Raw genomic sequence first — 13,420 nt, forward strand, 5'->3', positions numbered from 1 at the left:
CGTTATTATAACCTTTGTCAGTTGTGAGTGATGGTATGCAAAAACAGCGATCGCTATTAGCGTTAATTATAGTTTTGGTCATCGCCGCTATTGCGGTGATTGCGACGATTCCTGTCCCCTTGGGATTAGACCTACGGGGCGGTTCACAGCTTACCATTCAGGTGAAACCAACTGCGGAAATTACGCAAATCACTGAAAGAGAATTGGAAGCTGTGAAAAGAGTAGTCGAAGGGCGAATTAATGGTCTTGGTGTTTCTGAGCCATTAATTCAAACTATCGGTACAGATAAGATATCCGTGCAATTGCCTGGTGTCAATGATCCAGAACAAGCAGAACGGGTATTAGGAGGCACAGCGCAGTTAGAGTTCCGTATCCAAAAACCGAATACAGAAACTCAGCTTTTTGCTTTTCAGATCACACGAAATGACCTGAAAACCAAGCGGGAAGAGTTGAGAAAAAACCCAGATCAAGCGGCCATTGAGAAAAATAAGGCAGAGTTTGACAAAAATAATCAAGCGATCGCCGAATTGTTTGAAAGTACCAATCCACCATTAACTGGTAAATATCTCCAGGATGCCTACGGTCAGCCCACTCAAGGCAATAACTGGGATGTGGCTATCCGTTTTGATCAAAAGGGTGGTGAACTCTTTGCAGGACTCACAAAAGACTTAGCCGGAACTGGTCGTGGTATCGGCATTTTCCTCGATAATGAACTGATTAGTTCGCCTAGTGTCGGAGTAGAATTTGCAGCCACTGGGATTACTGGCGGTTCTGCTGTCATTACAGGTCGTTTTCAAGCCCAAGAAGCCAATGATTTAGGGGTGCAGTTGCGTGGTGGTGCATTACCCGTGCCTGTAGAAATTGCGGAAAGAAGAACGGTAGGCGCGACTTTAGGAAAAGATAGTATTCAAAGAAGCATATATGCTGGTATCGGGGGTCTGATTTTAGTATTAATATATATGGTATTGTACTACCGACTACCAGGAATGATCGCGAATGTGTCACTAGTGATTTATTCCCTACTCACTTGGGCTGCTTTTTGTTTATTGGGTGTCACTCTGACTTTACCGGGAATTGCTGGTTTTATACTCAGTATCGGTATGGCGGTTGATGCTAACGTCTTAATTTTTGAACGCACAAGGGAAGAATTAAGAGCAGGTAAATCTTTATATCGTTCTGTAGAATCAGGTTTTTACCGCGCCTTTTCTAGTATTTTAGATAGTAATGTTACTACCTGGATTGCTTGTGCTGCATTGTTTTGGTTAGGTTCAGGGCTAGTTAAAGGTTTTGCTCTTACCTTGGCTTTAGGAGTAGCGGTGAGTATGTTTACCGCCATTACTTGTAGTCGCACATTGATGTTTTTAGTTATTTCCATTCCCTCTTTGCGGAAAACAGAACTTTATGCTCCTAATGTGCCAGTAGCGAATCAGACAGGAGTGGCACAATGAAACTACATATTAACAAAGCCCGCGGAACTTGGTGGACTATTTCCGTGATGCTGATCCTCAGCGGTATCATCTCAATGGTGATATCTTACTTGAATCCCAGTATAAATGCGCCTCTGCGTCCTAGCTTGGATTTTATCGGGGGAACAAGGTTACAATTTGTTCGGGATTGTAACCAACCTGGTAACTGTGACCAACCTATAGATATTAACCTGGTGCGAGAAGTGGCTAAATCTCAGGGACTGGGAGATAGTAGCATTCAATTAATCTCTGAAAAAATAGGAGACAAGAATGTAGAAAATGGCATTAATATCCGCACAAAAAACCTGGAAACAGAACAGCGGACAAATTTGCAAAATGCGTTAACTGAAAAAATCGGCACTTTTGACCCACAAAAAAATCAAATTGATTCTGTTGGTGCAACTTTAGGAAAGGAGTTATTTACTTCTGGGGTTTTGGCTTTGATAGTTTCCTTTATCGGTATTATTATCTACTTAAGCTTCCGCTTCCAGTGGGATTATGCCATTTTTGCGATCGTTGCCACACTTCACGATGTCTTTATTACAGCAGGGATATTCTCAATTTTGGGTTTGGTTTTAGGTATAGAAGTAGATAGTCTCTTTATTGTCGCCTTGCTGACTATCACAGGTTTCTCTGTTAATGATACAGTGGTAATCTATGATCGCATCCGGGAAACTATCAAAATTAACCCTGATCGACCAATTGCGGATATTGTTGATGATGCTGTCAATCAAACTTTGTCTAGGTCAATCAATACCAGCTTAACAACCATGTTGTCGTTATTTGCCATTTTCCTATTTGGTGGGGAGACGTTGAAATATTTTTCGCTGGCTTTAATTATCGGCTTTATAGCGGGGGCTTATTCTAGTATTTTTATTGCTAGTACCCTCCTAATCTGGTGGCGAGAACGTCAGGAAAATTACTCAGTCGAAAACTCTGTTAGTTCCCAAGATAGTTAATTGATTGGCGTTGCTGATTAAGAATATGATTTTACCTCACGCAGAGGCGCTCCAGTCTCACAGAGTAAGAATTTGCAATTTTTCAGTTTCATACTTCAATATGGCTATCAGCAACGTCAATTTATTAATGGGTGATTACCTCGTTCCCCGTTTCAACCTATTCCCTGTTCCCTTGTTTTGTAACGAGATTTTGAATCGTTAACAGCAATCCCTAATTTCTTCCTATGGATAAGTCTGAAGAAGCACAAATTAAGATAGAAGAATTAAATAACTTAGATCCAGTTTTTGCTCAACAAATACAAAAGCTACACAAACTGACAGTATATGGAAGATGGTTATTTTCTAGCTGTTTATGGCTAATTATTGCGCCTTTTTGCTTGTGGGATTTACGAGTGGAAATCGCTTTGTTACAAGACTATTTTACTTGGGTAGGATTACGATATGCACTAATTTTTCATCCCTTGGCTACCCTGGGTTTAGGTTTTTGTATTGGGATGACGCTTTCTGTTTTAGTCTGGCAAAGTCGTAATATTATTTGGGGATTACCACTACAAGAACAGGAACGTTTAAAAGAACAAGTTTCTCGTATTCGTCAGCAAGGATCTACTCATCCTCTATGGAAGTGGGTTTGTCAGTCAAAGGGGTATAGGTAATCAGAAATAGAAAGAAGTATTTTAAATTTTTAATTAAAATGTTGCATATCTATATACACCTTGAGTATTTTTCAGGAAAATATGCCATAACAGAAGCGAAGATACTACGAAAATTAGGTCTCTATAGATGAAATATTCTCAGATTCAATTTAGCCAAAGCCATGCGGATATTGATCTTTACCAACTTCAGGAACTGTTTAATCTTGCTGCTTTTTGGGCAAAGGAACGAAGCATTAAGGATTGGAGTATAGCGATCGCTAACAGTGAACCTGTGATTTCTATTTCAGATGGAGAATCATTAATTGGCTTTGCTAGAGCAACTTCGGATGGTATTTATCGCGCTACAATTTGGGATGTTGTGATTCATCCAGATTATCAAGGGAAGGGATTGGGAATCAAGTTAGTAGAAACGGTTTTAACTCATCCACGGATGCAGGTAGAACGGGTATATCTGATGACTACTCACCAACAGACATTTTACGAGAAAATTGGGTTTCAAGTCAATAGTACAACGACAATGGTTTTATTTAATCAGTCGAATTTTGATGCTTTTGCTAATGGAGAGATTCATCTTCAGGAGTCATTAGAGGCATAGATATTTGCCATCTCGTTAACTGTGGTGTTTCTTCTTTTTTGATGGGGAAAGGTAAAATTTCTAATTTTCCTCCCATCAATTCTACTAAAGTTTGATTAAGTGAAAATTTCATTCCTGGTGGTAGAACTATATTTTTCTGAGTTGTTTGATTTGCCGATATCATCAAATTTATAGGTTCATTTGTAGGTACGGCATCAGTGGGGACATCTAACCAGATATATACATAATTATCTAAAGATGCAAGACTGCTAGAAAGATAAATATTCCCTTCTTGCATTTGCAAAATTGTCGTCTCTATCAAATTTATTAATACTTGTCTGAGCCAACGAGAATCTGCTAAAATACAAATTTCTGATTCTGGTAATGATAAACTAAAAGGATAATTCCGATTGGCTGCTAAGAGATAAGTTAAGTTATAAACTTCCTGTAAAACTTCCGTTAGTGACAAAGTTTCAATATCTAATTTATTTCTGCCAGATTCTATTTTAGAAACATTGAGAATTTCATCAATTAGTTTGAGTAATAGTAGAGATTTTTCGTGAGCTTGTTCTACAAATTGCCGCTCTTCGTGAGGGTTTTCACACAAATCTGCTAAAATCAATTGATGTAAGCTAATTATACTACTTAAGGGCGATCGCAATTCATGACTAGTTCTAGCTAAAAAACCCGCTTTAAACTGACTCATTTCCCGCGCTTGCTGATAGGCTAATTGGGTTTGCTTCAATTCTTGTAAAAGTTCAGTTTCTGGCTGGAGTGGAGCATTTTGAGCAGGTATGGATGGAGATTCGGCGGGCTGGAGGAATAATTTACAAAAACCTATTCCTAATCCTATTCCTGTTCCTAAATATAGCCAGTTACTAAAATTCATGGTTGTCAATTATCAAATAAATTATCTAACTTAATACTACCTTGTCGTAAAATCTGCCAACTGCTTCCAGTCCATTTCGCAACGGTGGAAGGTATGCCCAAACCTTGATATTCTATAGATTCTAAAGTGAGAACTTGGGGAAATTGAGCTTCTATTTCTGCTTTGGTTTCTAATGCAGGTTGTCCTGATAAATTAGCACTAGTTGTGGCCATTAATCCTGTTTGCGCCAAAATAGTTTGAGCAATTTGATGATTGGGGACTCTAATACCAATAGTGCTGGGATTAGTAGGATTAATGACTGGAGGAATTTTATCACTAGCTGGTAAAACCAAAGTCAAAGCACCAGGCCAACATTGATTAACAACTTTTTGCCAAATTTGATATTCTACATCATTTCCTTTCACATAATCCCATAAATCTTCAGCTTTAGCCGCCATTAAAATCAATGGTTTATCCAAACTGCGTTGTTTAGCAGCATAAATCAATTCTGCTTGTTTAGGTATGGTAGCCAATGCAGGTACGGTATCTGTAGGGAAGCTGATTAATTTTCCAATTTTTGCAGCCTCTATCAGGACTTCTAGAGAAACATTCATAAATATGTAATTCTCAATTATTAATTTCTTACAGCAGTTTTCATGTATTTGTACCACACACTAATCTTTCTATTCCTTTCTTTCTTTGCGCCTTTGCGTCTTTGCGTGAGATATAAAAATGTGGTTCATTTACCCATAAAGACATTGTTCAACTTCAATACTAGAAACTTTAGAAACATTTTCGCCATTAGTAATCATAATATCTTAACAATACCTTGTCCATTTTTTGTAGGTTGGGTAGAACGAAGTGAAACCCGACGCATTTGTTGGGTAACATACGTCAACCTAACCTACATTAATAGGATATAAGTTATTTGTATAGGATTTTGGCAAAAAAGAATTTTCTCAATTATTGGTGGTTTATTCTCATTATTATTGAGAATCTTATCAAGAATGTAACGAGTTTTGGTGATCTCAGCCAGGGGGCTTGACAGTGTTTCGAGTTTTAGGTATGCTTATGGTATTAGTGGGAAAGTGTGCGCCCATATATATAGAGTTTTTATTCATCAAGATCATAATTGCTTAAATAAATCCCAGAAGTAGGGAAATAAGAAAATAATATTTGTTCTCATAACGAAAATACCAAGACGTTATCTTGTATCTCAAGATGAAGATGCAATTACGGTAGATATAGAATTGGGAAATATGGTTAAAATCGCCAGATAAATAAGTAATTAAGAAATATCAAGATCAGGAATAATGCACACAGACACAATATTCTACCAAATCTTCCTCACTTTCCACACACTATTATTTGAAATCCTGGGAGAACCTACAGAAAATGCCACAGATTATAAATTTACTTCTGTGGAAGTGAAAGAAAAAGCATTTCGATTTGATGGAATTTTTATGGCAGATAGCGTAGAAAAACCCATCTATTTTGTAGAAGTGCAATTTCAACCCAAACCAGATTTTTACTGGGAATTAATCGCCGAAATCAACATTTATCTGAATCAATTTAAACCAGTACAAGATTGGCAGGGGGTAGCTTTATTTGCGAAACGGAGTTTAGATGTAGAAGAATTGAGTGCTTATCAACAAGAATTGATTAATAGTGGGAGAATTAAACGAATTTATTTAGATGAATTACCAGCGGGTTCAATTGGAATGGGGTTAATTGAGTTAATTGTCAGTAAGGAAGCACAAGCACCGGAATTAGTTAAAACCCTCATGGCAAGAACTAAGGCAGAAGTTGAGAATGACAGAGAAAAACAAGGTATTATAGAATTGTTAGAGACTGTTTTATTGTCCAAGTTTTCACAATTAAGCCGTCAGGAGATAGAAGCAATGTTTTTAGTGAGTGATATTAAGCAAACAAGAGTCTATCAAGAAGCAAAGCAAGAAGGTAGACAGGAAGGTAAAAAAGATGAAGCAACAAACTTACTGTTAAGGATATTATCTAAACGGTTTGGAAAGTTGGAAGATAGTTATATTCAAAACATCAACAGTTTGAATATAGAACAACTGGAAAAGCTAGGGGAAGCATTATTAGATTTTGCAGATATAAATGATTTGGGAAAATGGTTAAAATCACCAGATGAATAAGTAATTAAGAAATATCAATATTAGGAATAATGCACACAGACACAATATTCTACCAAATCTTCCTCACTTTCCACACACTATTATTTGAAATTCTGGGAGAACCTACAGAAAATGCCACAGATTATAAATTTACTTCTGTGGAAGTGAAGGAAAAAGCCTTTCGATTTGATGGAATTTTTATGGCAGATAGCGTAGAAAAACCCATCTATTTTGTAGAAGTGTAATTTCAGCCAAAACCGGATTTTTACTGGGAATTAATAGTAGAGATAAATATCTATCTGAATCAATTTAAACCATTATCTTCACTAGAGAAACCAAATCTATTTTCCATTGTGGTTATAAATGCCAGAGTATCTATAGCCATAAGTGATCCTTGATATCGGTATTATTTGATGTGCCTGGATTGTAAACAGGTTTATCTATGTACCTTTAAGTTAAATCAAAACTTGGGAAGTTACAAAAATAGTCATAATATGATACATATTCCCTACGAATTATACACTAGTTACTTAGTACGGAAATAGCAGAAGAGGAAAAAAGCTAGAATCTGTGCAACAAACAGCACAGAATTTTGCTACTGATAGTGTTATTCATAAATAAGAATAAACATAAAGTTTCCATTTCTTAAAAAAGTTGGGAAAACAGAATATTTCTAAATAATTGCTTGACAAATTTAGCAATTAATTCTACTATATTTATAATGGGAATCTGTGCGCGCATATAGGGTCAGTTTGGTAATTAATGAAACTTTCAATTCTTGAATTTTTTAACTTTCCCCACGCAAACTAATGTAGGTTTTAACTAATTTTTTGTGATAGAAATAAATATCGTTTTGACAACTTAATAAAATTGGGGATGAATTTGGACAAGATGCTATTTTCCCAACATTCATGCAAATTTGTCAAAATCCCAATTGTTCCAACCCCTTCAACCCAAAAACCTCTAAATCTTGCCTAAGTTGCCAAGAAAGTAACTTTGGGGAAATGCTGCGAAACCGTTACCGGGTTTTGAGGTTATTAGGTGAAGGTGGATTTAGCAGAACCTACGCTGCTGAAGATGTAGATAGACTGAATGCACCTTGTGTAATTAAGCAATTTTTCCCCCAAGTCCAAGGAACTGGACAACGTGCTAAAGCAGCCGAGTTTTTCCGAGAAGAAGCTTTTAGATTATATGATTTGGGAGAAAATCATTCCCAAATTCCGCGACTTCTAGCTTACTTTGAACAAGGTTCTAGTTTGTATTTAGTGCAGGAATTTATTATTGGCAAAACTCTTCTAGAAGAACTTCAAAATCAAGCTTATAGCGAAGCAGAAGTGCGGCAACTTTTAGCTGACTTATTACCAGTTCTAGATTTTGTTCACAAACACAATGTTATTCACCGCGATATCAAACCCGAAAATATTGTTCGTCGGGATAGTGATAAAAAACCCGTATTGATTGATTTTGGTGGTGCAAAGCAAGTTACTCAAACCAGTATCGCTAGACAAGCGACAGCTATTTATACCCTTGGTTATGCACCAACAGAACAAATGGCCGGATTTGCTTGTCAAGGAAGTGATTTATATGCTTTGGGTGTAACTTGTGTGCGGTTATTAACTCAAGATTTACCATTACAAGATGATTATGGACAACTTCAAGATCATCTTTATGATGCCATGAATGCTAAATGGTTATGGACAGAACGTTTACGAATTAAAGGAATTACTATTAGTGAGGACTTAAAGCAAATATTAGATAAATTACTCCAACATTTTGCTAGTGATAGATATCAGTCAGCACTCGATGTATTAGATGATTTAAACTATGCCAAATCTCCCGTAGCCCTCAAGTTTTCCTCTCTTCCTAAAGCGCCATTAACACCGTCACCGCCGACAAAAATTGTTGTTCCCTTACCTCTTTTATATAACTTTGATTATTGTGTTATTACCGTAAATACTTCTGGGAGAGAAGTGAACCGTGATAGACGTAATACTAAATATTTTGTAGAGGAATTAGGCAGAAATACTACTTTAGAAATGGTATCAATTCCGAATGGAACTTTTATTATGGGTTCTTTGAGTTGTGAAGGTGATGATGATGAACGTCCCCAACATCAAGTAATAGTTCCATCTTTCTTTATGGGGAAATATCCTATTACTCAAACACAGTGGAGAACAGTAGCAGCTTTACCTAAAATTCAACAATCATTAAACCCCAACCCATCAAAATTTAAAGGTGCAAATCTGCCAGTAGAAAATGTTTCTTGGTATGAAGCAGTGGAATTTTGTGCCAGATTATCAATTAAAACTGGAAGAAAATATCGTTTACCGAGTGAAGCAGAATGGGAGTATGCTTGTCGGGCAGGAACTACCACATCTTTTCATTTTGGAGAGACAATTACTTCCGATTTAATTAACTGTAGTGGTAGTGATACTTATTCTGTCGAACCAAAAAGTAGATTTCGTAAAGAAACAACTAGTGTTGGTTATTTTGAAATTGCGAATGCTTTTGGTTTATATGATATGCACGGGTTAGTGTGGGAATGGTGTGCAGATCCTTGGCATAATAACTATCATGGCGCACCTACAGATGGTAGTATATGGGAAGCTGGGGGTGATCAACATCGTCGGGTTTTAAGGGGTGGTGCATGGAATTTTAGTGCCGAACTTTGTCGTAGTGCTAGTAGAAGCTGGAATGAAGCAGACGGTGGTTTACGAATTTGTGGATTTCGGGTAGTATTTTCTGTTTAAATTTAGTAGTGAGGACTTTAGTCCTCAACATCAACTAATACAAAAGGGCGTAAATTAAACAAGCATTAAAAATACCGGAAAAGCCAGTTTTATATGCTTCTTTAATTCTTAATTCCGCCCTATGGCACTAATCTAAATTAAATTCCACAAACTTCGGTAATCCTGGATATACCATATTCCGATCTATGGCTGAGAAAATCTTATTATTAGTATGATCAGAATTTAAACAACGACAAACTAATTGGGCAACATCTGCACGATGAATAGTACCCACAATCTGGGGATTTTCTGTGATCATGCCGTTGTTGGTTGCTGGTTCTGATTTTAAACCACCAGGACGAATAATTGTATAGTTAAGTCCGCTGGCAATTAAGTATTGTTCAGCTTTTTCCTTTTCAATTAAAACTGGTTTGAGTGCTTCTAAAGCTTGAGGAGGCATAGCAATAACACTATCACCGCTACCAATAGAAGTCACCAAAATAAACTTTTTTACTCCTGCTTTTACTGCGGCATCAATGAGATTTTTATTGCCGATATAATCAGGTTTGATATTATCTGTAGGTAAACCGCCTAGCGTACTAATAACAGCGTGAATAGGTTCATTTCCTAACATTCCCCGTTCAACATCAGCTACATTTAAGGCATCTCCTAAAACTGGATGAATACCCATTGCTTTTAGTTCCACAGCAGCGGCTTCTGTCCTCAAAAGGGCTTTGACTTTAATTTGTTGTGCTGTTAAGTATTTAGCGATTTCTTGGCCAACACCGCGACTTGCACCAGCTAGGAAAATGTAAGATGTGCTTGACATAATTAGTCTATAAAAAAGATTCTATGTTTAGATTTAGCACAAAAGTGTCATTTTAGAACGGAACTATTTCAAATGCAAAAGTAGCAATCAGGCGTTCATCAATATAGACTTGGATTTGATGTTTACCTAAAGGATCTCCAGGAGAAACAGTCCAAAAATTTTCAATTACACCATTAATAGGTGTTGTTGTGCGCTGGGAAATTGCTGTTTTTCCATCTGTTGAGATAGAGAAATTTTTACTATCTTGTGTTATCCAAGTTTCGGGAGGTTTTGGTAAAGTTAAAACTTCGCGCCATTTGACTTTACCTTGATAGTTATCAAGTTTAATTCTCCAACCATAAGCATCACCTTCTTTTAAAGGAACTGTAGTTGTTGGGAAAAAATTGACTTTTCCTTCTGAGTCAACTATCCTCACGCCAAATTCAGTTTTATTAGCAACTGATTGAGCATATTTTAGTGGACTTTCTGCTAAAGCTATACTAGCGTTACTAAAAACAGGTGTTATTACTCCTAATGTCAAAGACAAAGAAACTAATAAAACCTGGGGGGCTAAAATTTTTGTGAACATTATTTTCTAGTAAATAAGTAGGATACAAAATGTATATATCCTACTTTAAAAAAATATTTTTGGCAATTGTTAATCTTCATCAAGTGCAGGTAAAATTTCTTCAAATTGCCATAATTGATCTTTATTTTCCAGAAACCAAATTCGAGTTTCGGTGGTTAACTTCCCCCAAATAACATCAACAGGAACGTGGGGAGAAGCATACTGAAATTCTTCACCAAGAATTCTGAGATTATCCTCTATATTAGGAGGAATACCAAAATCCTCCCAATCAATTTTGACAGTTCTGCCGGTAACTCCCGCAGTCGGATCAAAAATCAATTGTGCGGCTCTAATTAAGTCAGCAAAGTGTTGTGATTTTAGTCCAATTATTTCTTGGATTTGAGATGATTTGTGAGGATCTTGAGACATTTTCACTGGAGTTATGTAGATGTATAATTTAGAGAAATTATTGCCAGAGATGATCCCATTACCTCTAGTTTAACTCACAAAATCCAGATGAAATCAATATTTTATCATTAATTATGCAGTTTCGACTAAAACTGTAACTGCGGCTACAGCTATCAACATTTCGTCATTTTTATCGTTGAGAGAAGGAATTGCTAAACCATCAACCACCATTCCTCCTGCTTCTAATATGAGCGTTTTTTTACCAAAAGGTAAGACTGCTAATACTTCTGCTGCTCGTACTTGTTCGGGGTAGGGAACTGCAACTTTGACTTCGACAATCATCTCATTGGGATCTTTTAAACCAGCTACTTCCATAATACCAAGAAGGGCATTATGAGCGATCGCATTCCTAACTGCTCTTGCTGCTGCTACTGTGGGTTCTTGTCCATGTTGGTCTACACCCATTCCCATTTCGATAATAAACCGTTTTAGTGCCATAAATTTGCAAATTCTCTCTTGTTTAAAATCAAATTGTATCAATTAATATTCTATTATTTTTAATAAACCATCATAAAATACTTGAAAACTTTTAGAGCTATTTTCTAATCGCTTACAATCCATAATTTTGTCCCAAACGACATTTCTAAAACAAAGGTTTTCGGTGGTTCTGCACTGTGTCGTCGGGCGTTGTGGTAATGGGTTTTTAGTGCGGTTGAGCCTGTTAAGAGCCGCACTAATTTGAAAAGTATGATCAGAGTCAAGATTAAAGACAAAGATGAGTATGAGTCTATCCACTTAAGCGATTGATTGGATGGATAGAGAAAAGAGGGGAGGCATTCCGGTTAAATTAATCCGTATGCGAGTAGCAGTTAAGGCTGTTAAACTGTTGTTTAAAGAGCTAGTAGTTTTACAAGGAAAAGTTCTAGACTGAAGAAAGGTAAACCAAAATATAACAGAAGGGAAGAGTTATGACTCCCAATCCCATCATTATGCGATCTGTGGAACAACTAGGCTACCGAGTCACTGTTGGTGATGTAGCTACTCAGGTAGGATTAAATGTAGCTGAGGTTAATCAAGGTTTATTAGGTCTAGCCGCTGATGCTGGGGGACATTTGCAGGTTGCAGAATCAGGTGATGTTGTTTACCAATTTCCACGCAACTTTCGAGATATTTTACGGAATAAATACTTGCAAATGCGTTTGCAAGAATGGTGGAAAAAAGTTTGGTCTGTACTATTTTACCTAATTCGGATTTCCTTTGGCATCCTTTTAGTGGCTTCTATCTTGCTGATTACTGTGACTATTATCATTATTATGACTGCTAGTTCAGATCGAGATAATGACAATCGTAGCAGTAGTAGTTCTAGAGGTTTTAATTTCTTCTTTTTCCCGGATTTATTCTGGTATTTTAGCCCAAATTACCGCGATCGCTACCAAGAACGGCGACGAGAACAGGGCGAAAATAGTGAAATGAATTTTTTTGAAGCAGTGTTTTCATTTCTATTTGGTGATGGTAATCCTAATGCCAATTTGGAAGAACGACGCTGGGAAGAAATTGGGGCGGTGATTAGTAATAATCAAGGTGCAGTAGTAGCTGAACAAATTGCTCCTTATTTAGATGATATTGGAGAAACATATCAACAAGAATATGAAGATTATATGTTACCTGTGCTGGTCAGATTTAATGGCAGACCACAGGTAAGTGCTGAAGGTCAAATAGTCTATTATTTCCCAGAATTACAGGTAAGAGCTAGTAAGAAGCCGCGGCGCTCAATATCTGAATATCTCCATGAATTTTCCTGGCAGTTTAGTGCTGCTAGTTCTGGACAACTTATGCTCAGTGCTGGTTTAGGAGGAGTGAATTTGATTGGGGCGTTAATCCTGGGAAATTTATTGAGAAATGGCACAATTGCGGCTCAAGTCGGCGGATTAGTTGCTTTTGTGCAAGGGATTTATGGACTTTTATTAGCTTATGGTACGGGTTTTCTCGCCATACCATTAATCCGTTATTTTTGGATTAAGTGGCGCAATGATCAAATTTCTACTCGCAATCATCAACGCCAAGAACGAGCTAGATTATTAGCAAGTGCAGATTCTTCTTTACAGAAGAAGATAGCCTTTGCTCGTGAATTTGCTACGGAAAAAGTCATTGGTAAGGATGATTCAGTTTACTCTACTGAAACAGATTTACTAGAACAGGAATTTCAGAATAAACAAATAGGTAATGGGTGATAGGTAATAGGTAATAGG

The 13,420-nt window shown here is 36.9% G+C and carries 14 protein-coding genes; 8 read left to right on the forward strand and 6 right to left on the reverse strand.

Annotated elements, in window-relative coordinates; all coding sequences use genetic code 11:
• The first annotated feature begins 35 nt into the window (after positions 1-35).
• The 4 genes from secD to FJR04_RS12160 all read left to right on the forward strand — a co-directional run bounded on the left by secD (position 36) and on the right by FJR04_RS12160 (position 3,673).
• Positions 36-1,448, forward strand: coding sequence for a protein translocase subunit SecD (gene secD, locus FJR04_RS12145; protein ID WP_168495190.1), 1,413 nt, complete (start codon positions 36-38; stop codon positions 1,446-1,448).
• Positions 1,445-2,425 carry a protein translocase subunit SecF gene (gene secF, locus FJR04_RS12150; protein ID WP_168495024.1) on the forward strand — a complete coding sequence of 327 codons (981 nt, stop codon included), beginning with the start codon at positions 1,445-1,447 and terminating at the stop codon, positions 2,423-2,425. Before secD ends, secF begins: the two co-directional genes overlap by 4 nt.
• Before the next feature lie 224 nt (positions 2,426-2,649).
• Positions 2,650-3,078, forward strand: a complete 429-nt coding sequence (locus FJR04_RS12155) for a hypothetical protein (protein WP_168495026.1) — start codon at positions 2,650-2,652, stop codon at positions 3,076-3,078.
• A 127-nt stretch (positions 3,079-3,205) separates the two neighbouring features.
• The gene (locus tag FJR04_RS12160; RefSeq protein ID WP_168495028.1) at positions 3,206-3,673 is read left to right on the forward strand and encodes a GNAT family N-acetyltransferase; all 468 of its coding nucleotides are present in this window, start codon (positions 3,206-3,208) and stop codon (positions 3,671-3,673) included.
• Here the strand turns inward: FJR04_RS12160 and FJR04_RS12165 are convergent.
• Both FJR04_RS12165 and FJR04_RS12170 read right to left on the reverse strand, forming a co-directional pair.
• A complete protein-coding gene (locus FJR04_RS12165; RefSeq protein ID WP_168495030.1) occupies positions 3,633-4,541 on the reverse strand; it encodes a sensor histidine kinase KdpD in 909 nt (302 codons plus the stop codon). The two genes, FJR04_RS12160 and FJR04_RS12165, sit on opposite strands and share 41 nt — an antisense overlap.
• 5 nt (positions 4,542-4,546) lie before the next feature.
• A complete protein-coding gene (locus tag FJR04_RS12170; RefSeq protein ID WP_168495032.1) occupies positions 4,547-5,134 on the reverse strand; it encodes an L-threonylcarbamoyladenylate synthase in 588 nt (195 codons plus the stop codon).
• Positions 5,135-5,833: 699 nt separating this feature from the next.
• Between FJR04_RS12170 and FJR04_RS12175 the strand changes: the two genes are divergently transcribed.
• From FJR04_RS12175 to FJR04_RS12185, 3 genes are all read left to right on the forward strand, one after another.
• Positions 5,834-6,679 carry an Rpn family recombination-promoting nuclease/putative transposase gene (locus FJR04_RS12175; protein WP_168495034.1) on the forward strand — a complete coding sequence of 282 codons (846 nt, stop codon included), beginning with the start codon at positions 5,834-5,836 and terminating at the stop codon, positions 6,677-6,679.
• 29 nt (positions 6,680-6,708) lie between these two features.
• A complete protein-coding gene (locus FJR04_RS12180) occupies positions 6,709-6,903 on the forward strand; it encodes an Rpn family recombination-promoting nuclease/putative transposase (protein WP_254445271.1) in 195 nt (64 codons plus the stop codon).
• Positions 6,904-7,569: 666 nt separating this feature from the next.
• A complete protein-coding gene (locus tag FJR04_RS12185; RefSeq protein WP_168495044.1) occupies positions 7,570-9,408 on the forward strand; it encodes a bifunctional serine/threonine-protein kinase/formylglycine-generating enzyme family protein in 1,839 nt (612 codons plus the stop codon).
• A 127-nt stretch (positions 9,409-9,535) separates the two neighbouring features.
• Here the strand turns inward: FJR04_RS12185 and FJR04_RS12190 are convergent, their stop codons facing one another.
• The 4 genes from FJR04_RS12190 to FJR04_RS12205 form a co-directional block, all read right to left on the reverse strand.
• On the reverse strand, positions 9,536-10,216 hold the full coding sequence (locus FJR04_RS12190; RefSeq protein WP_168495046.1) for an SDR family oxidoreductase: 681 nt from the start codon (positions 10,214-10,216) through the stop codon (positions 9,536-9,538).
• A 52-nt stretch (positions 10,217-10,268) separates the two neighbouring features.
• Positions 10,269-10,784: a hypothetical protein gene (locus FJR04_RS12195; protein ID WP_168495048.1), complete on the reverse strand. Its 516-nt coding sequence runs from the start codon at positions 10,782-10,784 to the stop codon at positions 10,269-10,271.
• A gap of 69 nt (positions 10,785-10,853) precedes the next feature.
• A complete protein-coding gene (locus tag FJR04_RS12200) occupies positions 10,854-11,192 on the reverse strand; it encodes a hypothetical protein (RefSeq protein ID WP_168495050.1) in 339 nt (112 codons plus the stop codon).
• 111 nt (positions 11,193-11,303) lie between these two features.
• A complete protein-coding gene (locus FJR04_RS12205; protein WP_168495052.1) occupies positions 11,304-11,669 on the reverse strand; it encodes a Lin0512 family protein in 366 nt (121 codons plus the stop codon).
• A gap of 470 nt (positions 11,670-12,139) precedes the next feature.
• On the opposite strand from FJR04_RS12205, the gene FJR04_RS12210 reads away from it, so the two are divergent.
• Positions 12,140-13,402: a hypothetical protein gene (locus tag FJR04_RS12210; RefSeq protein WP_168495054.1), complete on the forward strand. Its 1,263-nt coding sequence runs from the start codon at positions 12,140-12,142 to the stop codon at positions 13,400-13,402.
• The last annotated feature ends 18 nt before the right edge of the window (positions 13,403-13,420 follow it).

Origin of the sequence: Anabaena sp. UHCC 0204, from assembly GCF_009711975.1 — a bacterium.
Classification (GTDB): domain Bacteria; phylum Cyanobacteriota; class Cyanobacteriia; order Cyanobacteriales; family Nostocaceae; genus Dolichospermum.